The following is a 24,011-nucleotide window of genomic DNA, read 5'->3' as shown; positions in this document are numbered from 1 at the left end:
GGTTGCCGTGCGCAGTCATCTTTACGCCTTCCGGCCCAGCGCGGCGAACGCCGGCAGCGGCACCCCGGTCCCGTCCAGGTCGTCCGGTGACTCCGGGTGCCAGGCCGGCAGCCGCACCACGCCCGGATCGACCAGCTCGAACCCCTCGAACAGCTGAGTGATCTCCGCCTTGTTCCGGTAGGTCATCGGAGTGACGTTCCGGTCGTACATCGTGCGCACGGCCCGGTACGACCCGGTCTCCTCGTCCGCCTCCCACCCGGCGTGGGACATCGCGAGGAAGCTGCCGGGAGCGAGCCGGTCGCGGTAGCCGCCGATGATGCCCGCCGGGTCCTCGTCGTCGGACACGAAGTGCAGCAGCGCGATCATCAGCACCGCGATCGGTTCGTCGAAGTCGAGCAGCCCGGTGGCCTCGGGCGAGGTGAGCACGGCCGCCGGGTCGCGCACGTCGGCCTGCAGCACGGTCACCCGCCCGTTGCCGTTCAGCAGCGAGCGGCTGTGCGCGACCGCGACCGGGTCCACGTCGACGTAGACGACCTTCGCGTCCGGGTCGGCCGACTGCGCGATCTCGTGCACGTTGCCCACGGTCGGGATGCCGGAGCCGAGGTCGAGGAACTGGCGGACGCCCTGGTCGAGCAGGTGGCGCACGACCCGGCGCAGGAACGCGCGGTGGTTGAGGATCACCTCGCGCAGCTCGGGCATGAAGTCGAGCGCCTTCTGCCCGACCGCGCGGTCGGCGGCGAAGTTGTGCGCGCCGCCCAACCAGTAGTCGTACACGCGCGCGACACTCGGTCGTTCCAGGTCGATGTCCCCCGGCGCCCAGTTCGGCCGCTCCACCACGCCACCTCCGCGTTCAGATCCGCCCCATCCACATCATGGGCCAATCTGCCAGCGTTACACACCGCACCATTGGCAGAATGCCGACCTCGTGAGGTTTCTCCGGCTTGCCGAGCGGCGCAAGCGCCACCCGAAGAACATGCTGCTGCCCACGATCCTCGCCTCGCTCGCGGCGTTCGTCCTGGTCGGCGGCCTGTTGCTGCTCATCGACCCCGGCGCGCCCAAGCACGAGGCGATCAAGACCGGCGGCCTGGCCGGTGGCGCGATCGTGGCGCTCTACGCGCTGTGGCTCAACGACCGGCGCCGCAAGGTCGAGGAGGCGCGGCAGGAGATCGAGAGCCAGCGCATCGACCACGACCGGTCCAGGGTGGCCGACGAACGGTTCGCCCGCGCCGTGGAGCTGCTGGGCCACGAGGCGGCGCAGGTGCGGGTGGGCGCGATGCACGCGCTGGCCGGCCTCGCGAAGTCCCGGCCCGACTACACCCAGACCGTGCTCGACATCCTCTGCGCGTACCTGCGCAGGCCGTTCAAGCGGCTCGACGACCCCGAGGACGTCGACGAGTTCGACGCCGACGCCGAGGAGATCGAGCTGGAGGTCCGGCTGACCGCCCAGCGGCTGATCGAGGACCTGCTGCCGCGCTACGAGGAGGAGAACCCGGTCCGCTACGACCTGAACCTCACCAAGGCGCACCTGGAGTACATGGACCTGTCGTACCGGCACGTCGGCGACCTGATCATGCGGGTCGCGCACCTGAAGGAGTCCAACGCCTTCCACCACATGGTGATCCACGGTGACGCGTACCTGACCGAGGCCGACGTGAAGGGCCGGTTGTACATGCACCACACCGAGATCCGCGGCAAGGCGTGGTTCAGCCGGTTCAGGACGAACGCGCTGGCGGTGTTCACCGAGTCGAAGTTCCTGGGGGAGACCAAGTTCACCGGGTCGCAGTGGACCGAGGTGAAGGCGGACGGCTGTACGTTCGCCCAGGAGCCCGACCTGCCGCAGGCGTGGAGGAACTGACGTGAAGGCACCTTGGCTGACCGCGGTGCTCGCGGCACTGCTGGTGACCGCGGGAACCGGCGTCGCGCTGTGGCTCGTGAAGGCACCGGCGGTGGAGATCGTGAAGACCGCCGGGGTCGCGGGCGGTGCGGTCGTCGCGCTGTACGCGTTGTGGCTCAACGACAGGCGCCGCAAGGTCGAGGAGGCGCGGCACAACCTGGAGAGCGAGAAGATCGCCGACGAGCGGTTCGCGCGGTCGGTCGAGCTGCTCGGCAACGAGGCGGACCAGGTCCGGGTGGGTGCCATGCACGCGTTGGCGTGGCTGGCGAACTCCACTCCGCGCTACAAGCAGACCGTGCTCGACGTGCTGTGCGCCTACCTGCGGCGGCCGTTCGAGCACCCCGCCTACCAGAAGAAGCCGAGCGATCCCGCTCAGGTGTTCCTGGACGTGCCGGCGGACGTCCAGCTCGAGCACCAGGTGCGCCTCACCGCCCAGCGACTGATCAAGGACACGCTGGCCTGGGGCGAGGACATCGACGGGCACTACGACCTCGACCTGACCGGCGCGAGCCTGGAGTACTTCTCGCTGGACGGCAGGCACGTCAACCGGATCACCGCCAGGCGCGCGCAGTTCTACGGCATCACGAACCTGCGCAACGTCCACGTGCGCAAGCCGTCGTTGTTCTCCGGCGCCACGTTCTACGGCAGGCTGGAGCTGAAGAACGGCGACTTCGAGGGCGGGATCTCGTTCCAGGAGGCGAGGTTCCTCGGTGAGGTCGAGTTCGACGGCGCCGAGGTGGGCACGTTCCTGCACCCGGCACCCCAGCCGCCCGCGGTGCACACCGGTGAGCTGAAGGTGCGGCCCGGCACCGCCTTCCGCGCGCCCGCACCCGGCTGGGCGCTAACCGGCAGCACGGAGGCGGCCGGACTTCGCCTGCCCGACCACGTCGAGCAGGACGCTCGCGGCGGCGCTGACCGTGTGGCTGGTGACGACCACGGTCTCGGCAACGGGCACGTCCCCGCGCAGCCCGACGAAGTGCGCCCTGGTGGGCTTGACGGCGAAGGACTGCGGGACGAGCGCGACCCCGAGACCGAACCCGACGAAGTCAAGAAGTGAGTGCACGTCGTTGACCTCGACGGCGACGTGCCGCTCGACGCCGGCCGCGGTGAGCGTGCGGTCGACCTCGTCGCGCGTGCCCCAGTCGGCGTTGAAGTCGACGAACGGCTGACCCCGCAGCTCCGCCAGCTCGACGCTTTCCCGGCCGGCGAACGGACTTTCCGGCGCACACGCGAGCACCAGCGGCTCACTGGCCAAGGTGGACACCCGCAGGTCGTCGGCCATCCTGGGCTGGCGCGTCACGAACGCGAGGTCGAGCCGGCCCGCGCGGACCTCCTCGACCAGCTCGGCGTTGCCGGACTGGCGCATCCGGATCTCGACACCGGGGTGCAGCTCGTGGAACCGCGCCAGCACGGCCGGCAGGTGCACCACGTGCAGGCACTGCAGGCTGCCGACCGACAACGTGCCCCTGAGCAGGCCCTGCACGGCGGCCACGGCGTCACGCGCGGACTCGACGCTGCCCAGCGCGCGCCGGGCCTCCGGCAGGAGGGCCCGCCCGGCCTGGGTCAGCTCGACCTGGCGGGTGGTGCGCAGGAACAGCGGCGCGCCGAGCTCGACCTCCAGCGCGCGGATCGACGCGGAGAGGCCGGACTGGGCGACGTGCATCCGCTGGGCGGCGCGGGTGAAGTGGCACTCCTCGGCGACCGCGAGGAAGTACTGGAGCTGCCGGAGTTCCACGATTCATCACCTGCGGTGCTCAATGAGATCACTTCTCTGCGTTGGACAGCTTAATCCAGGTGGAGCAGAGTAGAGGTCATGCAGAAGCGTCGAATCGGAGAAGTCGAGGTCAGCGCGATCGGACTGGGCGGCATGCCCATCTCGGTCCAGGGTCGCCCGGACCGCGCGCAGGCCATCGAGACCATTCACGCCGCGCTCGACGCGGGCGTGACGTTCATCGACACCGCCGACGCCTACTCGCTCGACGACAGCGACTTCGGCCACAACGAGGAGCTGATCGCCGAGGGGTTGCGCGGCCGTTCCGAGGAGGTGTTCGTCGCGACCAAGGGCGGCCACACGCGCGTCGCGGGTGGCGGCTGGGCGCTCGACGGACGCCCCGAATATCTGCGCAAGGCGGTGGACGGGTCGCTGCGTCGGCTCGGCGTCGAGCAGATCTTCCTGTACCAGTTCCACCGGCCGGACCCGAAGACGCCGATCGCCGAGTCGGTCGGTGCGCTGAAGGAGCTGCTGGACAACGGCAAGATCCGCTACGCGGGCGTGTCGAACTTCAACCCGGACGAGATCGTGCAGGCCAACGAGATCCTCGGCGGCCGGCTGGCAGCGGTGCAGAACCAGTTCTCGCCGTCGTTCCGGTCGAGTGAGCCGGAGCTCGAGCTGTGCGACAAGCTCGGCATCGCGTTCCTGCCGTGGAGCCCGTTCGGCGGCATCGGCAAGGCGGGCGACCTGAGCGGCCCGTTCAAGGAGGTCGGGGACGCGCACGGCGTGAGCCCGCACCAGGTGTGCCTGGCGTGGATGCTCGCCAAGTCCGAGGTCGTCATCCCCATTCCGGGCGCTTCCCGGCCCGCGAGCATCACGGATTCGGCAGCGGCCACCCACCTGGAGTTGACCGCGGAGGAGCTAACCCGCCTGGACGGGTGAAGCCGGTGGCCGACTAGGCCGAATGGCCGCACGATCGTTCTATGCGGACCTTGATCAGCATCGTGGCGATCGTCGCCGGCATCACGCCGGCCCCCGCGTCCGCGGCGCCCTTGCCAGAGGGCTCCGCGGACCACTTCGCGGGTTCTCAGATCCTCAAGCACGAGGGGGCGGGAACCCGAACAGCCGCGGCACCACCGACAGACGGCAAGGTGCCCGGCATGGACGTCAGCAGCCACCAGGGCGACGTCGACTGGCCCGATTCGTGGGCCAAAGGAGCTCGGTTCGCCTATGTCAAGGCGACCGAGGGCACCGGCTACACGAACCCGAAGTTCGGCCAGCAGTACCACGGCTCGTTCCACGTCGGCATGATCCGCGGCGCCTACCACTTCGCGCTGCCGGACCGCTCCGACGGCGCCGCCCAGGCGAACTACTTCGTCGACAACGGCGGCGGCTGGGCACCGGACGGCAGGACCCTGCCGCCCGCGCTGGACATGGAGTACAACCCGTACGGCGACACCTGTTACGGCATGTCACAGGCCACCATGACCGCGTGGGTGCGGGCGTTCAGCACCACGGTCCACGCGCGCACGAAACGCTATCCGGCCATCTACACGTCCACGAACTGGTGGAACAAGTGCGTCGGCGGCTCGTACAACTTCGGCGAGCACCACCCGTTGTGGATCGCGCACTACGCCGACAAGCTCGGTCCGCTGCCCGCCGGTTTCGCCTTCCACACCATCTGGCAGTGGCAGGCCGCCGGCTTCTTCCCCGGCGACCAGAACCTCTTCAACGGCAAGTACGACCAACTCCAACGCCTCGCCGCCAGCTGACCGTCACGCGGGGGCCCCACGTTCCCCTGAAGGTCACGCGGGGGCCCCGCGTGACCGAAAGGGAACGCGGGGCTCCCGCGTGACATGAAGCGTCAGTCGAAGAGGGCCGGGAGGGTGGCTTCCCAGGCCTCGCGGAGCTCGTCGAGCGGGAGCGAGCCGAGGGTCTGGATCTCCAGGGCGTTGGACTCGGGGTCCACGACGCCGACCTTGCGCCACGGCAACGCGCGCGCGGTGCACATGTCGGTGAAGCGCTGCTCCTCGGTGCGGGGAACGGCCACGAGCACACGGCCGGCCGACTCGCTGAACAGCTCGGTGAACAGGTCGCCCTCCAGGAAGACCCGTGCACCCGTCTCACCGATCAGGCACGTCTCGACCAGCGCCTGGGCCAGACCGCCCTCGGACAGGTCGTGCGCGGCGGAGACCATGCCGTCGCGGGAGCCCGCGACCAGGACCTCGCCGAGCAGCTTCTCGCGCTGCAGATCGACCTTCGGCGGCAGACCGCCGAGGTGGCCGTGGACGACGTGCGCCCACTCCGACCCGCCGAACTCGGCGCGCGTCTCACCGAGCAGCAGCAGCGTCTCGCCGGCCTCGGCCCCGATCCCGGTGGGGATGCGGCGCCGCACGTCGTCGATCACGCCGAGCACGCCCACGACCGGCGTCGGCAGGATCGCCGTGGAACCGGTCTGGTTGTAGAAGCTGACGTTGCCGCCGGTCACCGGGATGCCCAGCTCGACGCAGCCGTCCGCGAGGCCCTTCACGGCCTGCTCGAACTGCCACATGACGCCGGGGTCCTCCGGCGAGCCGAAGTTGAGGCAGTTGGTGACGGCGACCGGCGTGGCACCGGTGGCGGCCACGTTGCGGTAGGCCTCGGCCAGCGCCAGCTGCGCACCCGCGTACGGGTCGAGCTTGGTATAGCGGCCGTTGCAGTCCGTCGAGAGCGCCACACCGCGGTGCGTGTCCTCGCCGATGCGGATCATGCCGCCGTCGCTGGGCTGCGCCAGGACCGTGCCACCGCGCACGTACCGGTCGTACTGCTGGGTGACCCACCGCTTGGAGGCCAGGTTGGGGCTGGCCGCCTGGGACTTGATCAGCTCCAGCAGCTCGTCCTCCGCCGGCTTCGCCAGGGCGTCCGGCGTGTTCGCCTGCAGCTCGTCCTGGTCGGCGGGGCGCTGGATCGGCCGGTTGTACACCGGGCCCTCGTGGGCGACGGTCCGCGGCGGCACGTCCACGACGACCTCGTCGTGGAACGTGATCACCAGGCGGTCGCCGTCGGTCACCTCACCGATCTCGGTGGCGATGACGTCCCACTTGCGGCAGACCTCCATGAACGCCTCGACGTTGGCCGGCTCGACCACCGCGCACATGCGTTCCTGGGACTCGCTCGACAGGATCTCCGCCGGCGTCATGCCCGTGGCCCGCAGCGGAACGCGGTCGAGCCACACGTGCATGCCACCGTCACCCGCGGACGCCAGCTCGCTCGTGGCGCAGGACAGGCCCGCGCCGCCGAGGTCCTGGATGCCGACGACGATGCCCTTCTCGAAGAGCTCCAGCGAGCACTCGATCAGCACCTTCTCGGTGAACGGGTCGCCGACCTGCACGCTCGGCAGCTTCTTGCGCTTGCCGGCGCTGTCGTCGAACGTCTCGCTCGCCAGCACGGACACGCCACCGATGCCGTCGAGGCCGGTGCGCGCGCCGTAGAGGATGACCTTGTTGCCGGCACCGGACGCGTGCGCGAGGTGCAGGTCCTCGACCTTCATCGCACCGACGCACAGCGCGTTGACCAGCGGGTTGCCCTGGTAGGTCTCGTCGAACACGACCTCGCCGCCGATGTTCGGCAGGCCGAGGCAGTTCCCGTAGCCACCCACACCCGCGACGATGCCGGGCAGCACGCGCTTGGTGTCGGGCGCGTCCGGCTTGCCGAAGCGCAGCGGGTCCATGACCGCGAGCGGCCGCGCACCCATCGCGAGGATGTCGCGCACGATGCCGCCGACGCCGGTCGCCGCACCCTGGTAGGGCTCGACGTAGGACGGGTGGTTGTGGCTCTCGGCCTTGAACGTGACCGCCCAGCCGTCACCGATGTCGACGACGCCGGCGTTCTCGCCGATGCCCGCGAGCATCTTCGACTTCATCTCGTCGGTGGTGGTCTCACCGAAGTACTTCAGGTGCACCTTGGACGACTTGTAGGAGCAGTGCTCGCTCCACATGACCGAGTACATCGCGAGCTCGGCGTCCGTGGGGCGGCGGCCGAGGATCTCCTTGATGCGCGCGTACTCGTCGTCCTTCAGGCCCAGCTCCTTGTAGGGCTGCTCCTGGTCGGGCGTGCTCTCGGCGTTCTTGACGGTGTCGACGTTGCTGATCTTGGACGTCATGCCTTCACCACCGAGTCGAGCAGGGACAGGAACATCCCCAGTCCGTCGTCCGTCGGGCCGGTGAGCGCGTCGATCGCGTGCTCCGGGTGCGGCATGAGACCGACGACGTTGCCCCTGGCGTTCGTGATGCCCGCGATGTTGTTGCGGCTGCCGTTGGGGTTCTCGCCGACGTACCGGAAGACGACCCGGCCTTCGCCTTCGAGCTCTTCCAGGGTGCCGGCGTCGGCCTGGTAGCCGCCCTCGCCGGACTTGAGCGGCACGAGGATCTCGGCGCCCAGGTCGTAGCGGGTGGTCCACGCGGTGCTGTTGTTCTCGACCTTCAGCCACTGGTCGCGGCACACGAAGTGCAGCTTGTGGTTGCGGACGAGCGCACCGGGCAGCAGGTGGGCCTCGGCGAGGATCTGGAAGCCGTTGCAGATGCCCAGCACGGGCATCCCCTTGTTCGCGGCCTCGACCACCTCCTGCATCACCGGCGCGAACCGCGCGATGGCGCCGCACCGCAGGTAGTCGCCGTAGGAGAACCCACCGGGAACGATGACCGCGTCAACGCCCTTCAGGTCGTGGTCACCGTGCCAGAGCGGCACGGCCTCCCCGTCCGCGTACCTGACGGCCCGCTGCGCGTCGACGTCGTCGAGCGTGCCGGGGAAGGTGATGACACCGACCCTCATGCCTCGACCCTGCGCACGGTCCAGTCCTCGATCACGGGGTTGGCGAGGAAGGTCTCAGCGATCTTGGCGAGCGTGGCGTCGTCGACGTCGTCGGCGACCTCCAGCTCGAAGTGCTTGCCCTGGCGGACAGCGGTGATGCCGTCAAAGCCGAGGCGGGGCAGCGCGTTCGCCACCGCCTGGCCTTGCGGGTCGAGAATTTCGGGCTTCGGCATGACGTCGACGACGACTCGGGCCACGACAGACTGCTCCCGGGATTCGAGGGGGCTGGCGGTACCCGGAGAGCCTACCTGACCTGGGTGTTCATCAACTCGACAGGTGTTCGGCGGCACATCGTCACCGGGCTCCACCATCGGGTGAACGGAAGGAATCGGCTTGGATGAGTCCGCCGATCACTGGTAGTGTTCGACCTGCCAAGGCCCCGTAGGCCGAGGAAGTGAGCACGGTGCCCGTCCGGACGGTCGGCCGCCGTGCTTTGCGCTATCTGGACCATTTGTCCACCGCCGTCTCCTTCGCCACGAGCGAGCGCACGCGCCTCGCCCAGTCACCTCCCGCACCGTGGCACCACGCGACCACGTCCGCGATCCAGAGCAACTCGTCCTGCGTGCTCACCACATGTTCATAGGTGATGTTCGAGTGGCTCGGCCGCTTGCCCAGCGTCGCGCGAATGGTCTGCGCGTCGTGCAGGTTTCGCTCCTCCCGGCTGTCCAGGACGAGCCTCATCGCCTTCAGGTCGAGCAGATCGTTGACGAGCGCGATCAAGCACTCCTGACGTGCGACTTCCTCCCCTTTGGAGCAGTCGCAGGTGTAGATGTGCACGGCAGCGCCAATGGAGGCGAGCCTCGACAAGATCAGCTTCCGTCGGTCGGTCTTCTCCTTCTTGAAGTGCAGCTCTCACTCACGAAATGTTCATCGGCCGGGTCCGAACGACACTGCAGGAATTCCAGCCGATCGAGCGGGTTTCCGCTGTCAGCGGAGACAGCTGGCACAACCGGGGCATCAGACGGATGCTGGAGATCATGAAGATCCTGGTGCTCGGCGGAACCGTGTTCCTCAGCAAGGCCGTCACGGCGGAGGCGGTCCGCCGGGGCCACGACGTGGTGTGCGGCGCGCGGGGCGCTTCGGGTTCCGTACCCGAAGGCGCGCGCTTGGTCCCGATAGACAGAAACCAGCCCGGCGCGTTCGACCAGCTCGCCGGTGAGCGGTTCGACGCCGTGATCGACGTGTCGAAGTACTCGGTGACCTGGGTGCGGGACGCGTTGGAGGCGTTCGGGGACACGACGCCGCACTGGACGTTCGTCAGCAGCATCTCGGTCTACGCCGACCACTCGACGGGCAGTGACGAGCTGTTGCCGCCGCTTGAGGACGATCCGACGCAGGAGTTCACGTCGGAGCGGTACGGCAGCGTCAAGGTGGCCAGCGAGAACGCGGTCCGGGAGGCGGTGCGGGGGCGGGAGTTCATCGTCAGGGCCGGGTTGATCACCGGGCCGGACGACCCGAGCGACCGGTTCGGGTACTGGCCCGCCAGGCTCAGCAAGGGCGGGCGGGTGGTCGTGCCGGACAGTCCTGACCTGGGGTTCCAGCACATCGACGTGCGCGATCTGGCGCAGTGGATCGTGTTCGCGGCCGAGGAGCGGGTCACGGGCACGTTCGACTCGACCGGGCCGGTGATGCCGTTCCAGATGGTGATCGGCGAGATCGCGGGTGCGGTGGCGGCGCCGGGGACGCAGCTCGTGCCGGTGGCGGAGAGCGTGCTCGAACAGCTGGAGATCAACCCGTGGGCCGGGCCGCGGTCGTTGCCGCTGTGGTTGCCGCGGGAGTGGGCGAAGATGGTCGGCCGCGACGTGAGCAACGCGCTGGCGAACGGGCTGCGGACCAGGACGGTGGCCGAGACCGCGCTCGACTCGCTGGAGTACGAGCGCGGCCTCGGGGTGGACCGGCCTCGCAAGGCGGGGCTGACGCCCGACGAGGAGGCGGAGATCCTTACAGCAGTGAGTTGACCTGCGCGGCGACGAGGTCGATGCGCACGCCCTGGTTCGGGCAGCCGCCGAAGTGGTGCAGGCCGATCACCTTGTGCGTGCGCCTCGACAGCACGGGTGAACCGGACGAACCGCCCTCGGTGTCGCACATGTAGCTGATGTCGGACTGTGACGAGCTGCCGTTGACGCGCACCGCGCGCACGACGCAGTAGCCGCCGCCGTTGTTGTTGTCGCGCAACGACAGCTTCTTCAGCTTCCCGGCCGGGTGGCCGATGATGTACATCTCCTCACCCACGGCCGGAACGCGCGCGTCCAGCTCGAGGTAGCCGAACGAGCTGATGGCCGCGAAGTTGTTCACGGTGAAGAGGGTGTAGTCCAGTGCGGCGCTGTACTTCAGGACCTGCGCCGCCAGCACCTTCGTGACGGTGGCCGAGGCCGTGCCGCCGCAGGTCGGGCACTGGTAGTTGAACCACACCTCGATGCCGGTGGTGCTGGTGAAGCAGTGCTCGTTGGTCAGCATGCGGTTGTTGGGACCGACCCGCCACGCCGTGCACAGCGAGCTGCCGTTGCGCAGCAGCTTCGCGACGGCCGGCGTCTTGCCGAACTCCGTCGGGTTGCTCGACTGGTAGCAGACGGCGTCCTTGTAGTCGTTCGTGCCGCAGATGCTCTGCACGGACGGCTGCGCGGACATCTCGGCCTCGGTGTAGCCGCGGGTGAGCTTGTCGACGCGGACGCGGCTCAGCGCGTTGCGCACCGACACCACGGCCTTGTCGCCGGTGATCGACATGGCCCAGAAGCCGGTCGAGTCGATCGTGGCGGTCAGCGAGGACTTCAGGTCGCGGGTGTAGGCGTAGGTCTCGGTGCCGTCAGGGTTCGACACCGTGAGCACGTCACCCGGCATGATTCGCAGGTCGGTGAAATGCAGCTTCACGTATCCGGAGCCGGGTCGTTCGATCACCGTCGAACGAGTGGTGCCACCCACGCGGACCGAGGCGGATTCCTCGGTGCCGATTTCCTGCGTCTGCGGCGATTGCGCCTGAGCAGGTGTAGTGGTGGTGGTAGCAGGGACAACGGTCGTCAGCGGCAGGGCGAGGGCCAGTGCCGTGAGGAGTTGCAGGGTTTTCCTCATGCTCTTTGATACTTCCGACGTCACCTGACCGTGTCAGCCCGCCAAACGTCGGTAATGGAGGAAACTGTGCGAGTTGTCCATTTCGGTCACGCCTGTGTGCTGCTCGACACCGGCACCACCCGCATCCTGATCGATCCCGGCAGCTTCTCGGCCGGGTTCGAGGACCTGACCGACCTGGACGCGGTCATGATCACGCACCAGCACGCCGACCACGTCGACGCCGAAAAGCTGCCCGCGCTGCTCCAGGCGAACCCGCGGGCGCAGCTGGTCGTGGACGAGGGCACGGCGCCGAGCGTCGAGAACCCGACCGTCGCCCGGCCGGGTGATGTGCTGAAGATCGGCGACACGACCGTCAAGGTCGTCGGTGGTCAGCACGCGATCATCCACCAGGACATCCCGGTCATCCCGAACACCGGCTACGTCGTCGGCGACGGCGCGTTCTACCACCCCGGCGACGCGCTGTTCGTCCCCGACGAGGACGTCGACGTGCTCGGGCTGCCCTCCGGCGCGCCGTGGATGCGCACCGGTGAGGCCGTCGACTTCATGCGCGCCGTCAGGCCGCGCGTGGCCGTGCCGATCCACGAGGCGGTGCTGGCCATGCCGCAGATGGCCTACCGGCACTTCGAGAACCTCAAGCCGGAGGGCACCGAGGTCAGGCCGCTGCCGCGTGGCGAGGAGACGGAAGTCTGACGTAGGTGGTCGGGTCGGCGTCGTGGGCCAGTGCCACGTCCACGGCGTCGAGCACGGCCTGCCGCGCCCCCGGCCGGTGCAGGTCGCGGGCGTCCACGGTGATCCGCGTGAGCCCGCCGCGCCGTGCGGACCGGGCCGTCGCGTAGACCAGCGCCATCGACCGCAGCTCACCGAAGCTGCTGCGCTCGGTCAACGCGTGCAGCCGACCCAGCGTCGCGAGCCCGGTGCGGACCTCGCGGACGGCGTGCGCGTCGGCGCAGAGCTTGAACTTGTGCTTGGCCAGCGCGATCAACGTGCCGGGTGACGCCACGCAACGCCGTGGCGCGAACGTGTCGGCGTTCAACCCGATGGCTTCCATCTGCACACGGGCGCCCGTCAGCAGAAGCCCCGCCTCGTACGCGGGGAGTCTCCGCTGCCCGAGCCCGTGCAGCACGACGGCATCCCCGAGCGCGGCGCGCTGCCGCACCCACTCCTGCGCCTTGCCGAGCTCGCGAGGTGTCACGAGCAGCGACAACGGCACCTGCCGCGGGTCGAGCGCCGCGGCTAGATCAGCGCATCGGTCGAGTGTCTGCGGACCGATGCCGGACAGTGAGACCACGAGCTGTGAGTGCACGTTCTGAGTGCGCCATGCCGTGGTGACATCCGCGTGAAACCAGGACCAACTCAGGCGAGCCAGTCAGCGAAGGACCGGCCGGTGAGCAGCTCGTAGGCCTCCACGTACCTCTGCCGGGTGGCTGCCACGACGTCCTGCGGCAACGGCGGCGGCGGGGTGTCCGACTTGCGGTCCCAGCCCGACGCGTCCGAGGTCAGCCAGTCGCGCACGTACTGCTTGTCGAACGACGGCTGCACCCGGCCCGGCGCGTAGCCCTCGGCCGGCCAGTAGCGCGAGGAGTCCGGCGTGAAGACCTCGTCGGCGAGGATCAGCTCGCCCTGCTTGTTCAGCCCGAACTCGAACTTGGTGTCCGCGAGGATCAGGCCGCGCGTCTTGGCGTACGCGCGCGCCTCGCTGTAGAGCTCGATCGTGCGGTCGCGCAGCTTGCTCGCCAGCTCGATGCCGTGCTTGGCGGCGATGACGTCGAACGACACGTTCTCGTCGTGCTGCCCGATCTCCGCCTTCGACGCCGGCGTGAAGATCGGCGGGTCGAGCTCGTCGGCCTCGACCAGCCCCTCCGGCAGCTCGATCCCGCACACCGCGCCGGTCTGCCGGTAGTCGGCCATGCCGGACCCGGTCAGGTACCCGCGCGCCACGCACTCGACGTCGACCATGTCCAGCTTGCGCACCAGCAACGCCCGCCCGCGCACCTCGGCGGGAATCCGCGGGTCGTCGGCCGCGACCAGGTGGTTCGGCCCCAGCCGCTCGAACCAGAACACGCTCATCGCGGTGAGCACCCGGCCCTTGTCCGGGATCTCGGTGCTCAGGACGTGGTCGTAAGCCGAGATCCGGTCGGACGCGACGAACAGCAGCAGCTCGTCGTCGACGTCGTAGAGGTCGCGGACCTTGCCACGGGCGACGTGCTGGTAGTCAGCGAGCGTTGGCACGCTGGTCAGCCTACGTGCCGCGGTCTTCAGCCGGTCGGGTACCCGCTCGCCACTACAGATCGGGGGCCGCGCCCCTTAAGGTGCACCCCGTGCTCACCCGAAAGGCCCTGTTGATCCCGGCGGCTGCCAGCGCGGGACTGCTCATCGTGCTCGCCGTCGCAGGCTGGGGCGGCGACTCCGGGCCACTCACGCTCCCGGCCTCCTCCGGGCCGAACACGAGCACGACCCAGCAGGTCAGCATCGTGCCGACGCCCGAGATCGCCGAGATCACGGTCAAGACCTCGACCTCGACGACGACCACCACCACCACGACGACCACGACGAGGAAGCCGCCGCCACCGCCGGTGCAGCCCCCGCCACCGCCGCCGGTCACCACGACGGAGCCGCCGCAGCGAGGGCTCTTCGTCAACGAAGGCGCGCGCTGCGATCCCGAGGGTGCCACCGGCATCGGGCTGCGCGGCGAGGCGCTCGTGTGCCGCAAGGACGACCGGCGCGCCGACCGGCTGCGCTGGCAGAAGGCCTAGGGACTAGCTCGCCCACTCCAGCACGTCCACCTCGTCACCGACCGCGAGCGACCCGGCGCGGACCACGGCCGCCTTCATCCCGAAGGTCACGCCGCCGTCCGGGTCGCGCCGGTACGAGGCGAGCGTGCGGATCGGTTCCGGACCGGCGCGCAGGCCGGTGCCCTGGTCGACCAGCGGCACCGCGCACCGCACGCAGTCCTTGGCGTAACCCAGTTCCACGTCGCCGATCACCGCACGGCGCACCCGGTCCTCGACGTGCGGCTCCGGCCGGCCGGACACGACGACGTTCGGCCGGAACCGGTCCATCGGCACGGGTTCGCCGCCGCGTTCCAGGATGCGCTCGTTCAGACCGTCCAACGAGGACAGCGAGACCACGAGAACCGAGTTGCCGTCGGCATAACCGATGACGCCGGTGGTCTCGCCGGTCGACTCGCGGCGCTGGTCCGGTGGCGTGCGCACCAGCCGGACCGGCTGACCGAGCACGTCGGAGAAGTACGCGGCGGCGTCAGCACCTTGATCAACGCCGAAGCCGTCCCACTTGTGCACGACGACCGGGATCCGCGGCCCGTCGACGACAACCGGGAACGACTCGCCACCGACCACCAGCGACGAGTCCACGACGGACGGACGCAGGGCGGCCAGTGCGGGCGTGTTCCGCTGCGACAGGAACACGCCGTCCGCGGCCGACACCAGCATCATCATCCGGTCGTCGCGCAGCCCGGTGAGGTCCACCGCGGACGACGTGACGGAGACGCCGCCACACCCCTTGACCGGGTAGACGAACAGCTCCGAGACGATCACAGGATCGGCTCCGGCTCGTACGCCGGGTACTTCTCGACGACCTCGGCCACCTGCTCGACGACCGCGGCGACCTGCGCCGACGCCACTCCCGTGAACGACAGCCGGTCAGCGAGCAGCGCGTCCAGGGCGGCGCGGTCCAGCGGCAGGCGCTCGTCGGCGGCGAGGCGGTCCAGCAGGTCGTTCTGCGCCAGGCCCTCCTCGCGCATCGCCAGCGCGACCGCCACCGCGTTCTCCTTGATCGCCTCGTGCGCGGTCTCCCTGCCGACACCCGCGCGCACGGCCGCCATCAGCACCTTCGTCGTGCCGAGGAACGGCAGGTACCGGTCCAGCTCACGCGCGACGACCGCCGGGTAGGCACCGAACTCGTCCAGCACCGTCAGGAACGTCTCCAGCAACCCGTCGAACGCGAAGAACGCGTCCGGCAACGCCACCCGGCGCACGACCGAGCACGACACGTCGCCCTCGTTCCACTGGTCGCCCGCGAGCTCGCCGACCATCGACAGGTAGCCGCGCAGGATCACCGCGAAGCCGTTCACGCGCTCGCACGACCGGGTGTTCATCTTGTGCGGCATGGCGCTGGAGCCCACCTGACCGGGCTTGAAGCCCTCGGTCACCAGCTCGTGGCCCGCCATCAGCCTGATCGTCTTCGCCATCGACGACGGCCCGGCCGCGAGCTGCACCAGCGTCGACACCACGTCGAAGTCCAGCGAGCGCGGGTACACCTGGCCGACCGACGTCAGCACCCGCTCGAAGCCGAGGTGACCGGCGATCGTGCGTTCCAGCTCGGCCAGCTTCTCGCCGGAGCCGAGCAGGTCGAGCATGTCCTGCGCGGTGCCGACCGGGCCCTTGATGCCGCGCAACGGGTACCGCGCGATCAGCTCGTCCAGCCGCGTGAACGCCACCAGCAGCTCGTCCGCGGTCGTGGCGAAGCGCTTGCCCAGCGTCGTGGCCTGCGCGGCGACGTTGTGCGACCGGCCGGCCATCACCAGGCCGGTGTGCTCGGCGGCGAGCCTCGCCAGGCGTCCCAGCACCGCCGCCGTCTTGGCGCGCACCAGCTCCAGCGAGCGCAGCACCTGCAGCTGCTCGACGTTCTCGGTGAGGTCGCGCGAGGTCATGCCCTTGTGCACGTGCTCGTGGCCGGCGAGGGCGTTGAACTCCTCGATGCGCGCCTTCACGTCGTGCCGCGTCACCCGCTCACGCGCCGCGATCGACTCCAGGTCGACCTGCTCCAGCACGCGCTCGTAGTCGGCCACCGCACCGGCCGGCACGTCGATGCCCGCCGCCGCCTGCGCACGCAGGACCGCGAGCCACAACTGGCGTTCCAGCACGATCTTGTGCTCGGCCGACCAGAGCGTCGCGAGCGACGTGGAGGCGTAGCGACCTGCGAGGACGTTGGAGATGCGGGGCTTGGTCACGCCGCCAGGTTAGTGCACACAGGACTCACTCCCAGCGGATGCGGGGGTCGGTGACCAGCGCTGTGAGCACGTCCACAGACACCGGCAGCTCCTGGCGCAGACCGCTGCCCGTCGCCGGGTTCGTGGTGAACGCCATGACCTGCACGGTGTAGCCGCTCTGATAGATGCGGCTCGACACGGCGCGGACGACCGTCGAGTTGCCGTCCTGGAACTCGGCGGCGAAGACCTTCGACCCGTCCTCCTGCCCCAGCTCCCTGCAGGTGAGCGCACCGGCGCAGACGGTCCGCTGGCTCTGCAGGTTCTTCGAGCCGATCACCTGCAGCGCGGTCGGCCCGAGGTAGTCGGTCAGGTACACGTAACCGTGCAGGGACGGGTCGGGAGGCGTGCCCGGTGCCTTCGACCTCGTGGTCGATGACGGGAGCTGGTACACGGGCCCTGGCTGGAGGTTGGCGTAGACCTCCCGCAGGTCGGGCACCTCCGTGCCGAGCTTCTCCGCGAGGGCGTTGCTGATGCGCAGCGCACGGGCGTCGGGTGCCTCGGTCGGGGTGGGCGCCGGGGACGTGGTCTGCTGCGAGGCGATCTGGTCGTCACCACCGGTCTTCGGCAGCAGGCTCGGCAGTGCGAACGCCGACACGGCGATCAGAGCGGTGGCCACTCCCACGCTGACCAGGGCTCGCCTGCGACTTTTTTTCTGTTCAGCCCGCTTCATCAGCACGTCGGGGTCGAAGTCGAGCGGCGGCTCGTCCCAGACGGCCAGCAGCATTCCCTCGCGGATCTCCTGCTCACTCACGACGCGACCCTCCCCGAACTGTTGTCGAGCTTCTCCACGATGGTGCGCAGCGTCGCGAGGCCACGCGCCGTCTGGCTCTTCACCGTTCCCTCCGAGCACCCCATGGCCACCGCCACCTCGGCGACCGAGAGGTCTTCGAAGTAACGCAGCACGAGCACCGCCCGTTGCCGCGGCGGGACCTGCAGCAACGCGGTGTGCACGAGCTCACGCGCCCACAGCTTCGCGCTGGTGTTGTCCGGGTCCACGCTCTCGTCGGCGGCGTCCGGCAGCTCCCCGTCACGCTGCTCGGCTCTGCGCCACGGCCTGCGCTTCTCGTCCAGCCAGGTGCGCAGCAGCACCTTGCGGGCGTAGGCGATCAGGTTGTCCAGGCCCTTGATCCGCTTCCAGGCCAGGTACATCTTCATCAGGCTGGACTGCATGAGGTCTTCCGCGGTGTGCCAGTCACCACAGAACAGGTACGCGGTGCGGCGCAAGCTCGCGGCATTGGCTGCCGCGAACTCGCGGAAGCCCTGTTCATCGGCCTTGCGCATGCGATCCCCTCTCGCGTCCTCACCCAGGGGAACGCACCGGAGGAACGCGGGGTTGCATCACTCGTGACGCGACAGGGCCTTTCGGAGCATCTTGGCCGCCACACCCCGCGGATCCGACTTCAGCTCGATGAACGCGTTGACCACCGCGCCGTCCACCAACGCGATCAGCTCCTCGACCCGGTCCGCGGAGAGCGCCCGGCCGGAGCGGGCGAACATGGCGGCGATCAGGTCCTGCAGCTCCGCGCCCATCGCGCGCATCAACGGCCGCAGGTAGGGGCGGCGGCCGGTCGCGACGAGGCGTTCGTAGCGCAGCAGCATCGTCTCGGTGTCGGTCACGTCCGGGCCGACCAGCAGGTCGAGGACCAGCTCGACCACCGCGTCGTCGTCAGGGCCCTCCGGCAGCGCGTCCAGCTTCCGCCTGCCGCTCGCGAGCTCGGTGCGCCCGTGCAGCTCGACGGCCGCGGTCACCAGCTCGTCGAGCGAGTCGAAGTAGTACGTGGTGGACGCGAGCGGCAGACCTGCGCGTTCGGCGACCGCGCGGTGCCGGACCGCGTCGAACCCGCCCTCCACGAGCAGTTCGGCCGCGGCCTCCACGAGCGCCTGCCTGCGGCGCTCGCCCTTGGGAGTTGCTGCCGTCATAGTCGGGCCAGAGTACTGGTCACGCGGTCAGAACCGCGGTGCTACCGCTTCGGCGACCCGCTTGGCCTGGCCTTTCAGCTCGCCGTCGCCTTGGGTGAGGACGTAGAGCTCCTGACCCGTGCCGGTCTTGACCTGCGCCGTGTCCGCGCCGGGCGGCGGCACGAACTCGTCGGCCGTGACGACCGCGGTGACGGTCAGGCCGTCGATCTTGTACGCGGCCGAGCGCGACGGTGGCGAGCACGTGACGCTCGGCGGCACCGCGTCGTCTGGTGAGACCGAAAGCTCTCCGGCGAGGGCGACGGCGAGCTCCCGGTCCACCGCGGCGCAGCCCTGCACTGCGCGTCCGCCGACACTGGGGTCGGCGCTTCCCGGCGTGACCACATCCCCCTGCGTGGACGGGTCGCCAGGGAAGTCCTTCGTCTGCATCCCCGGCGGGTCGGCCGGTGCGGACAGCGGCGATTCTGCCGAGTTGTCCTCCCGCTGGCCAGCACCTGCGACGGACTCGCTGCCTTTGTCCTGGTTCACCCAGTCGGTACCCGCCACGACGCCGCCGAACCCGAGCACCACGACCAGCGCCGTTCCGCCGGCGATCGCACTGCGCCTGCGCTGGGTGGCTTTGCGCGACGCGGTGCGGACGTCCGACACGTCGAAGGCCGCCGGTGGTGCGTCGTGCGCGGCGTCGCGGAACAGGTCCGCGAGCTTGTTCTCGTCCATCTACAGCCTCCTTCCGCCGGTCGCGCCCGTCACGATGCCGGTCGCAGGTCGTCGATCGCGTCCCCGAGGGCTTCCCGCAGCGCGGTCAGCCCGCGAGCGGTCTGACTCTTCACAGTTCCTTCCGAGCACTTCAGCACCTCGGCCGTGGCCGTCACGTCGAGCCCTTCGAGGAACCGCAGCACGAGCACCGCCCGTTGCCGCGGCGGAACCCTGCGCAGGCCCTTCATCAACGCCTCACGGGTCGCGACGGTGTCGCCGACCTCGTTGTCCTGCGCCGGAGCCTCCGGCAGCTCGTCGGTGAACTTCTCGCGCCGCCACGGACGGCGGGACTCGTCGATCACCGCGCGCACCACGGTGCGCCGGACGTAGGCGTCGAGGGCCTGCTTGTCCCGGATCTTCCGCCACCTCCTGTGCACCGCCACGAACGCCGTCTGCGCGAAGTCGTCAGCGCGGTGCCAGTCGCCGCACAGCAGGTATGCCGTTCGGCGCACGGCCTCACGGCGAGCCACGAAGTACTCCGCGAACTCCTGCTCGTCGCGCTGATCCACGCGGACTGCTCTCCGCTCGTTCCTCGAGTTGCACTGACAGGACGGAATGTGTGGCACCAACGGTTGCACGAACCTCCGGGGAGAGCTACATCACCCCCTTGGTCGTTCGCCTGATGTGATGTGATCGGGGTCGTGACCGCCATCGACCTGCGCTCGGACACCGTGACCAAGCCCGACGAGGAGATGCGCCGCGCGATGGCCGCGGCCGAGGTCGGCGACGACGTGCTGGACCACGACCCGACGATGGCCGCCCTGGAGGAACGGGTCGCGGCGTTGCTCGGCGTGGAGGCCGCGCTGTGGGTGCCGTCGGGCTCGATGGGCAACCTGATCGCGTTGTTCCTGCACGTCCGGCGGGGTGACCGGTTCCTGGCGCCGCTGGGCGCGCACGTGCTGGACGCCGAACTGGGCACGGCGGCGTGGCTGGCCGGCGGGATGCCGCACGCGTTGCCGTCGATGACACCGGAGGCCGTGGTCGCGGCGGGCGGCGGGGAGTCCCCTTACTACGGGCTGCGGTCGACGTTGCTGTGCCTGGAGAACACGCACAACGCCTCCGGCGGCACGCTGACCTCGGTCGACGAGCATTCGGGGCTGGTGGCGGCGGCGCGGTCGGCCGGGCTGGCCGTGCACCTGGACGGGGCGCGGTTGTGGAACGCGGCGGTGGCGCTCGGGGTGCCGCTGACGGCGTTGACGGCCGGCGTGGACACGGTGCAGGTGTGCCTGTCGAAGGCCTGGGCGCGCCGGTCGGGTCGGTGGTGGCCGGCTCGGCGGCGTTCGTCGTGGAGCGCGGCGGGTGCGGAAGATGCTCGGCGGCGGGGTGCGGCAGGGCGGTGTGCTGGCGGCGGCCGGGCTGGTGGCGCTGGACCGGATCGACCGGTTGGCCGCTGACCACTCCCATGCTTCGGAGCTGGCGGCCGGACTGCGCGCGCTGGGCTGGGACGTGCCCGCACCTGACACGAACATCGTGCTGGCGTCGGTGCCCGATGTGGACAAGACGCTGCTGTCGTTGCGCGAGGTCGGGGTTTTCGCCAGTCCGATGTCGGGCAAGGTGCGGTTCGTGACGCACGGGGACGTGAACGCCTCGGACATCGCCGAGGTGCTGCGCCGGCTGCGAGAGGACGTCTGAGATGCGCTGGATCGTGTTCGACTTCGGCGAGGTCATCAGCCAGCGCAACCCCGCCATCCCGGACATGGCGGCGCGGCTCGGGGTGTCGGTCGCCTCCTTCGAGGCCGTCTACTGGGACCGGGACGCGTACGACCGCGGCGGTTCGGACGCCGACTACTGGGGCCGGATCGGAGCGCGGCTCGGGGTGCCGGTGGACGTCGAGGCGATGACGGCGCTCGACAACGCGGGCTGGCTGACCGACCCGGTGCCCGAGACGGTGGCGTTGATCGAGGAGCTGGGCGGGCTGGGCGTGCCCCTGGCGTTGCTGTCGAACGCGCCGGTGACGTTCGCGCGCCTGGCCGAGAAGGAACCGTGGGCCGCGCACTTCCGGCACCTGGTCTTCTCCGGCGACCTCGGCTACGCCAAACCGGACGCGGCGATCTGGCAGGACCTGAAGGACGTCGTCGGCAGCTCGGACCTGGTGTTCTACGACGACCGCCAGACCAATGTGGACGGCGCGCTGGCCGCGGGCATCGACGCCCGGCTGTGGACCTCAGCCGCCGCTGCTCGACTTGAGCTCCGCGCGGAGCTCGGCGATCTCGGCGCGTAGGTTCCGCAGCTCCTGCGCGGTCTCGAGCTCCGCCTCCTCGACGCCGCGCAGCTTCTCCACGAGCCAGCTGGCGATCGTGCCGGTGATGACACCGAGCAACGCGATGCCGCCGACCATGAGCAACCCCGCCACGACCCGCCCCTCGGTCGTGACGGGGTAGCGGTCCCCGTAACCGACCGTCGACATCGTGGTGAGCGTCCACCACAACGCGTCCCCGAACGTCGTGATGCTCGCGTTCTCCGCATGCCTTTCCGCGTCCAGCACGGCCAGGCTCGCGCAGAACGCGACGAGCGCCGTGACGCCCGCGACGTAAATGCTGACCCGTTGCCGGATTTTGTGCTGGAACTTCTTGTTCAGCAGCGTGATGACGGTGATGAGCCGGAGCACCCTGAGTTGCCGGATCATCGGCAGGAGCACCGCGGCAAGATCAAAGATGTGCGATTTGAGGAACTGTTTTTTGTTGGCCGCAAGCTTCAACCTGATCGCGTAGTCGGCCGCGAACACCGCCCAGATCAGCCACAAGACGACTTCCAGCGGCACGTGCAGGAACGCGTGATCATCCAGCACCTGGAACGCGTAGACCACGAGGAACAGCACGGCGAGCGCCGTCAACGGCCACTCGACCCTGCGCTCCCACCGTTCGAGGCGGGCCTCGTTGGACTGCAACACCGCTTCATGGTGAATGGTGCCGCGGCGTTGTTCCAGGGCCTAGCGTCGCGATTTGATTGCGCCGTAGGCCGCGGTGCCTGCGAGGAGTAGCGCTCCAATCACAGCGAGCCAGAACAGGCCCTTCACGACGGCGCCGACGACGGCGAGGATGATCCAGATGGCGACGAGCCAACCGATGATCGTCCACATTTCTCCCCCTGTTTTGCTCGTCCCGGTCTGCTCGCCCGGCTTCCGGCTTCGCGCTTCCGGCTTCGCGCTTCCGGCTTCGCGCTTCCGGCTTCGCGCTTCCGGCTTCGTGCTTCGCTTCGCTCAAAGCCAGGCCTTCATCCGCCTCAACGCTTCCCGGATGTCCTCCGTTGAGCCCGCGAACGACATCCGCACGAAGTGGTGACCGTCCACGGGGTCGAAGTCGATGCCCGGCACGATCGCGAGCCCCGTGTCGTCCAACAACTTCCGGCAGAACCCCATCGAGTCGTCCGTGAGGTGCCGGACGTCCGCGTACACGTAGAACGCCCCGTCGGCCGGCGCCAGCTCCCCGATCCCGAGCCCCGTCAGCCCCTCCACCAGCAGATCCCGGTTCGTCCGGTACCGCTCGAGGTGCCTCGCCGTCTCCGCGTACGAATCCTCGTGAAACGCCTCAATCGCCGCAAACTGAGACAAAGCGGGCGGACACAGCGTGAAGTTCCCGGTCAAGCAGTCCACGGCCCTCCTGAGCCGCTCCGGCAACAACATCCACCCCAGCCGCCACCCGGTCATCGCGAACGCCTTCGAGAACGAGTTGACGACCACCGCATCCCGCGACGTCTCCCAAGCACACGGCAACGCCCCCTCATAGCTGATGCCGTGGTAGATCTCGTCGCTGATCAACTGCACCCCGTTGCCCGCACACCACCGCGCAATCGGCTCGACGTCCGCAACCGTCCCAGTCGGATTGGCCGGACTCGCCACGATCACCCCCTTGAGCGCCGCGACCCGGTGCGCCTCCTCCAACATCCCGACCGTCGGCTGAAACCGCGTGCCCGCCCCACACGCCAGCTCGACAACCTCACACCCCAACGCCTTCAAGATGTTCCGGTAAGCCGGATACCCCGGCCGCGCCAACGCCACCCGATCCCCGACGTCGAACGCCGCCAAGAACGCCAACGTGAACGCCCCCGACGACCCGGTGGTCACCACCACGTCGTCCGCCCCCACCGCCAACCCGTACTGCCGCCGGTAATGCCCAGCAACCGCAGCACGCAACTCCAACACACCCAACTGCTCGGTGTACCCCAACGCCTGCTCGCCCAACGCCCGCACCGCCGCCTCCCGCACCGGCCGCGGCGCCGGACTCGACGGCTGCCCAGCCGCCAACGACACCACATCCCCGTGAGTGCGCTGCCGTTGCGCAGCGGCGGAGAGCACCTCCATGACGTGGAACGGCGGGACGTCGGCACGAGCAGCCACGGTCAGCATGGCGCCAGGCTAACTCCCCGATGCCACGACGGAACCTGAGATCTTGGGCGCACCAGCCCCGCTCACCACCGGCTCGCCCCCACCCCAGCATCTCCACCTCTTGCTCACCCACCCTCCACCCGACCGCGCCGTTTCGCCTTCCCGCCCACCGCACCGTCTTCACCCTCCGGCCCCACGGCACCGCACCTTCTTCCACCCACCGCGCCGCCTCACCCTCCACCCACGGCTCACCCTCCACCCACGCCGCGCCGTCTCGGCCCTTCCTTCCGACGCGCCACCCTTCCCCTTCCCGCGCGCCATCCATCTCCCTTGGCCCGACCGCCGTTCCTCACCTCCTCCGCCGCCGACCTGCCGTTCCCTCCTTCTCCACCACCCGCCTGCCGTCTCGTCCACCTCCACCACCCGCCTGCCGTCTCCACCGCCTCTTCCGCCGCCCTCCTGCCGTTCCCACCGCCTCGACCCCGAC

At 69.5% G+C, this 24,011-nt stretch carries 26 protein-coding genes and 2 pseudogenes; 9 read left to right on the top strand and 19 right to left on the bottom strand.

Features of this window, described 5'->3' with window-relative positions; translation table 11 throughout:
* Window positions 1-21 precede the first annotated feature (21 nt).
* Window positions 22-834: an SAM-dependent methyltransferase gene (locus BBK82_RS15935; RefSeq protein WP_065921104.1), complete on the bottom strand. Its 813-nt coding sequence runs from the start codon at window positions 832-834 to the stop codon at window positions 22-24.
* Window positions 835-925: 91 nt separating this feature from the next.
* Here BBK82_RS15935 and BBK82_RS15930 point away from each other — a divergent pair, with 91 nt between their 5' ends.
* Entirely contained in the window at window positions 926-1,855 is a 930-nt protein-coding gene (locus tag BBK82_RS15930; RefSeq protein ID WP_154697342.1) for a pentapeptide repeat-containing protein, read from the top strand.
* Window positions 1,856-2,138: 283 nt separating this feature from the next.
* Window positions 2,139-2,567: pseudogene (locus BBK82_RS54100) on the top strand (hypothetical protein); the annotation flags it as partial.
* 168 nt (window positions 2,568-2,735) lie between these two features.
* Here BBK82_RS54100 and BBK82_RS47535 read toward each other — a convergent pair.
* Window positions 2,736-3,629 (bottom strand): LysR family transcriptional regulator, encoded by an 894-nt coding sequence (locus tag BBK82_RS47535; protein ID WP_071812612.1) that lies wholly within the window; start codon window positions 3,627-3,629, stop codon window positions 2,736-2,738.
* A 78-nt stretch (window positions 3,630-3,707) separates the two neighbouring features.
* On the opposite strand from BBK82_RS47535, the gene BBK82_RS15915 reads away from it, so the two are divergent.
* Together BBK82_RS15915 and BBK82_RS15910 are read left to right on the top strand one after the other, a co-directional pair.
* On the top strand, window positions 3,708-4,547 hold the full coding sequence (locus tag BBK82_RS15915) for an aldo/keto reductase (RefSeq protein WP_065915719.1): 840 nt from the start codon (window positions 3,708-3,710) through the stop codon (window positions 4,545-4,547).
* 41 nt (window positions 4,548-4,588) lie between these two features.
* Entirely contained in the window at window positions 4,589-5,377 is a 789-nt protein-coding gene (locus BBK82_RS15910; protein WP_065915718.1) for a lysozyme, read from the top strand.
* Between the two features lie 92 nt (window positions 5,378-5,469).
* Here BBK82_RS15910 and purL read toward each other — a convergent pair whose 3' ends face one another.
* From purL to BBK82_RS15890, 4 genes are all read right to left on the bottom strand, one after another.
* On the bottom strand, window positions 5,470-7,746 hold the full coding sequence (gene purL, locus BBK82_RS15905) for a phosphoribosylformylglycinamidine synthase subunit PurL (RefSeq protein WP_065915717.1): 2,277 nt from the start codon (window positions 7,744-7,746) through the stop codon (window positions 5,470-5,472).
* Window positions 7,743-8,414: a phosphoribosylformylglycinamidine synthase subunit PurQ gene (gene purQ / locus BBK82_RS15900; RefSeq protein WP_065915716.1), complete on the bottom strand. Its 672-nt coding sequence runs from the start codon at window positions 8,412-8,414 to the stop codon at window positions 7,743-7,745. The genes purL and purQ overlap by 4 nt, the downstream gene beginning before the upstream one ends.
* On the bottom strand, window positions 8,411-8,650 hold the full coding sequence (gene purS, locus BBK82_RS15895) for a phosphoribosylformylglycinamidine synthase subunit PurS (RefSeq protein ID WP_030465889.1): 240 nt from the start codon (window positions 8,648-8,650) through the stop codon (window positions 8,411-8,413). Before purS ends, purQ begins: the two co-directional genes overlap by 4 nt.
* Window positions 8,651-8,891: 241 nt before the next feature.
* The gene (locus BBK82_RS15890) at window positions 8,892-9,230 is read right to left on the bottom strand and encodes a hypothetical protein (protein ID WP_065915715.1); all 339 of its coding nucleotides are present in this window, start codon (window positions 9,228-9,230) and stop codon (window positions 8,892-8,894) included.
* Between the two features lie 200 nt (window positions 9,231-9,430).
* Here BBK82_RS15890 and BBK82_RS15885 point away from each other — a divergent pair, with 200 nt between their 5' ends.
* Window positions 9,431-10,411 (top strand): NAD-dependent epimerase/dehydratase family protein, encoded by a 981-nt coding sequence (locus BBK82_RS15885; RefSeq protein WP_065921102.1) that lies wholly within the window; start codon window positions 9,431-9,433, stop codon window positions 10,409-10,411.
* Here BBK82_RS15885 and BBK82_RS15880 read toward each other — a convergent pair.
* Complete coding sequence (locus tag BBK82_RS15880) at window positions 10,395-11,519, bottom strand: trypsin-like serine peptidase (RefSeq protein WP_083267980.1); 1,125 nt, start codon at window positions 11,517-11,519, stop codon at window positions 10,395-10,397. The genes BBK82_RS15885 and BBK82_RS15880 overlap by 17 nt on opposite strands.
* 66 nt (window positions 11,520-11,585) lie before the next feature.
* Between BBK82_RS15880 and BBK82_RS15875 the strand changes: the two genes are divergently transcribed.
* Window positions 11,586-12,209 (top strand): MBL fold metallo-hydrolase, encoded by a 624-nt coding sequence (locus tag BBK82_RS15875; RefSeq protein WP_065915713.1) that lies wholly within the window; start codon window positions 11,586-11,588, stop codon window positions 12,207-12,209.
* On the opposite strand, the gene BBK82_RS15870 is transcribed toward BBK82_RS15875, so the two are convergent.
* Together BBK82_RS15870 and BBK82_RS15865 are read right to left on the bottom strand one after the other, a co-directional pair.
* The gene (locus BBK82_RS15870; protein WP_065915712.1) at window positions 12,172-12,822 is read right to left on the bottom strand and encodes a polysaccharide deacetylase family protein; all 651 of its coding nucleotides are present in this window, start codon (window positions 12,820-12,822) and stop codon (window positions 12,172-12,174) included. The genes BBK82_RS15875 and BBK82_RS15870 overlap by 38 nt on opposite strands.
* 50 nt (window positions 12,823-12,872) lie before the next feature.
* The gene (locus tag BBK82_RS15865; protein WP_065915711.1) at window positions 12,873-13,748 is read right to left on the bottom strand and encodes a phosphoribosylaminoimidazolesuccinocarboxamide synthase; all 876 of its coding nucleotides are present in this window, start codon (window positions 13,746-13,748) and stop codon (window positions 12,873-12,875) included.
* Window positions 13,749-13,837: 89 nt separating this feature from the next.
* On the opposite strand from BBK82_RS15865, the gene BBK82_RS15860 reads away from it, so the two are divergent.
* Window positions 13,838-14,272, top strand: coding sequence for a hypothetical protein (locus BBK82_RS15860; RefSeq protein WP_065915710.1), 435 nt, complete (start codon window positions 13,838-13,840; stop codon window positions 14,270-14,272).
* A 3-nt stretch (window positions 14,273-14,275) separates the two neighbouring features.
* On the opposite strand, the gene BBK82_RS15855 is transcribed toward BBK82_RS15860, so the two are convergent.
* From BBK82_RS15855 to BBK82_RS15825, 7 genes are read right to left on the bottom strand one after another with little or no spacing between them, the layout of a single operon-like run.
* Entirely contained in the window at window positions 14,276-15,073 is a 798-nt protein-coding gene (locus BBK82_RS15855) for an MOSC domain-containing protein (RefSeq protein WP_065915709.1), read from the bottom strand.
* A complete protein-coding gene (purB, locus tag BBK82_RS15850; protein ID WP_065915708.1) occupies window positions 15,070-16,488 on the bottom strand; it encodes an adenylosuccinate lyase in 1,419 nt (472 codons plus the stop codon). The genes BBK82_RS15855 and purB overlap by 4 nt, the downstream gene beginning before the upstream one ends.
* 25 nt (window positions 16,489-16,513) lie before the next feature.
* Window positions 16,514-17,278 carry a hypothetical protein gene (locus BBK82_RS15845; RefSeq protein WP_065915707.1) on the bottom strand — a complete coding sequence of 255 codons (765 nt, stop codon included), beginning with the start codon at window positions 17,276-17,278 and terminating at the stop codon, window positions 16,514-16,516.
* On the bottom strand, window positions 17,275-17,808 hold the full coding sequence (locus BBK82_RS15840) for an RNA polymerase sigma factor (protein WP_065915706.1): 534 nt from the start codon (window positions 17,806-17,808) through the stop codon (window positions 17,275-17,277). The genes BBK82_RS15845 and BBK82_RS15840 overlap by 4 nt, the downstream gene beginning before the upstream one ends.
* 57 nt (window positions 17,809-17,865) lie before the next feature.
* Window positions 17,866-18,447, bottom strand: coding sequence for a TetR/AcrR family transcriptional regulator (locus BBK82_RS15835; RefSeq protein ID WP_065915705.1), 582 nt, complete (start codon window positions 18,445-18,447; stop codon window positions 17,866-17,868).
* A gap of 27 nt (window positions 18,448-18,474) precedes the next feature.
* Entirely contained in the window at window positions 18,475-19,161 is a 687-nt protein-coding gene (locus BBK82_RS15830; protein ID WP_065915704.1) for a hypothetical protein, read from the bottom strand.
* A gap of 29 nt (window positions 19,162-19,190) precedes the next feature.
* The gene (locus BBK82_RS15825; RefSeq protein WP_065915703.1) at window positions 19,191-19,709 is read right to left on the bottom strand and encodes a SigE family RNA polymerase sigma factor; all 519 of its coding nucleotides are present in this window, start codon (window positions 19,707-19,709) and stop codon (window positions 19,191-19,193) included.
* A 195-nt stretch (window positions 19,710-19,904) separates the two neighbouring features.
* Here BBK82_RS15825 and BBK82_RS15820 point away from each other — a divergent pair.
* Both BBK82_RS15820 and BBK82_RS15815 read left to right on the top strand, forming a co-directional pair.
* A pseudogene (locus BBK82_RS15820) lies at window positions 19,905-20,832 on the top strand (threonine aldolase family protein).
* A gap of 1 nt (window position 20,833) precedes the next feature.
* Window positions 20,834-21,421 carry an HAD family hydrolase gene (locus BBK82_RS15815; protein WP_065915702.1) on the top strand — a complete coding sequence of 196 codons (588 nt, stop codon included), beginning with the start codon at window positions 20,834-20,836 and terminating at the stop codon, window positions 21,419-21,421.
* Here BBK82_RS15815 and BBK82_RS15810 read toward each other — a convergent pair.
* From BBK82_RS15810 to BBK82_RS15805, 3 genes are all read right to left on the bottom strand, one after another.
* Window positions 21,365-22,090, bottom strand: coding sequence for a potassium channel family protein (locus tag BBK82_RS15810; RefSeq protein WP_083267979.1), 726 nt, complete (start codon window positions 22,088-22,090; stop codon window positions 21,365-21,367). The two genes, BBK82_RS15815 and BBK82_RS15810, sit on opposite strands and share 57 nt — an antisense overlap.
* Window positions 22,091-22,129: 39 nt before the next feature.
* Window positions 22,130-22,279 (bottom strand): hypothetical protein, encoded by a 150-nt coding sequence (locus tag BBK82_RS51610; protein WP_170067922.1) that lies wholly within the window; start codon window positions 22,277-22,279, stop codon window positions 22,130-22,132.
* 120 nt (window positions 22,280-22,399) lie between these two features.
* On the bottom strand, window positions 22,400-23,545 hold the full coding sequence (locus BBK82_RS15805; RefSeq protein ID WP_065915700.1) for a pyridoxal phosphate-dependent aminotransferase: 1,146 nt from the start codon (window positions 23,543-23,545) through the stop codon (window positions 22,400-22,402).
* Window positions 23,546-24,011 lie beyond the last annotated feature (466 nt).

The organism is Lentzea guizhouensis (genome assembly GCF_001701025.1).
In the GTDB taxonomy this organism is placed as follows: Bacteria; Actinomycetota; Actinomycetes; order Mycobacteriales; family Pseudonocardiaceae; genus Lentzea; species Lentzea guizhouensis.
Note: the sequence above shows the minus strand (reverse complement) of the source record. Positions and strands in the feature narration are given on the sequence as shown.

Excerpts from the sequence above, each read along its gene's own strand:
- BBK82_RS15885 (WP_065921102.1), top strand. The coding sequence starts at position 9,431 with ATGAAGATCCTGGTGCTCGGCGGAACCGTGTTCCTCAGCAAGGCCGTC.
- BBK82_RS15880 (WP_083267980.1), bottom strand. The coding sequence starts at position 11,519 with ATGAGGAAAACCCTGCAACTCCTCACGGCACTGGCCCTCGCCCTGCCG.
- purL (WP_065915717.1), bottom strand. The coding sequence starts at position 7,746 with ATGACGTCCAAGATCAGCAACGTCGACACCGTCAAGAACGCCGAGAGC.
- BBK82_RS15815 (WP_065915702.1), top strand. The coding sequence starts at position 20,834 with ATGCGCTGGATCGTGTTCGACTTCGGCGAGGTCATCAGCCAGCGCAAC.
- purQ (WP_065915716.1), bottom strand. The coding sequence starts at position 8,414 with ATGAGGGTCGGTGTCATCACCTTCCCCGGCACGCTCGACGACGTCGAC.
- BBK82_RS15830 (WP_065915704.1), bottom strand. The coding sequence starts at position 19,161 with ATGGACGAGAACAAGCTCGCGGACCTGTTCCGCGACGCCGCGCACGAC.
- BBK82_RS15915 (WP_065915719.1), top strand. The coding sequence starts at position 3,708 with ATGCAGAAGCGTCGAATCGGAGAAGTCGAGGTCAGCGCGATCGGACTG.
- BBK82_RS15910 (WP_065915718.1), top strand. The coding sequence starts at position 4,589 with ATGCGGACCTTGATCAGCATCGTGGCGATCGTCGCCGGCATCACGCCG.
- BBK82_RS51610 (WP_170067922.1), bottom strand. The coding sequence starts at position 22,279 with ATGTGGACGATCATCGGTTGGCTCGTCGCCATCTGGATCATCCTCGCC.
- BBK82_RS15835 (WP_065915705.1), bottom strand. The coding sequence starts at position 18,447 with ATGACGGCAGCAACTCCCAAGGGCGAGCGCCGCAGGCAGGCGCTCGTG.
- BBK82_RS15805 (WP_065915700.1), bottom strand. The coding sequence starts at position 23,545 with ATGCTGACCGTGGCTGCTCGTGCCGACGTCCCGCCGTTCCACGTCATG.
- BBK82_RS15840 (WP_065915706.1), bottom strand. The coding sequence starts at position 17,808 with ATGCGCAAGGCCGATGAACAGGGCTTCCGCGAGTTCGCGGCAGCCAAT.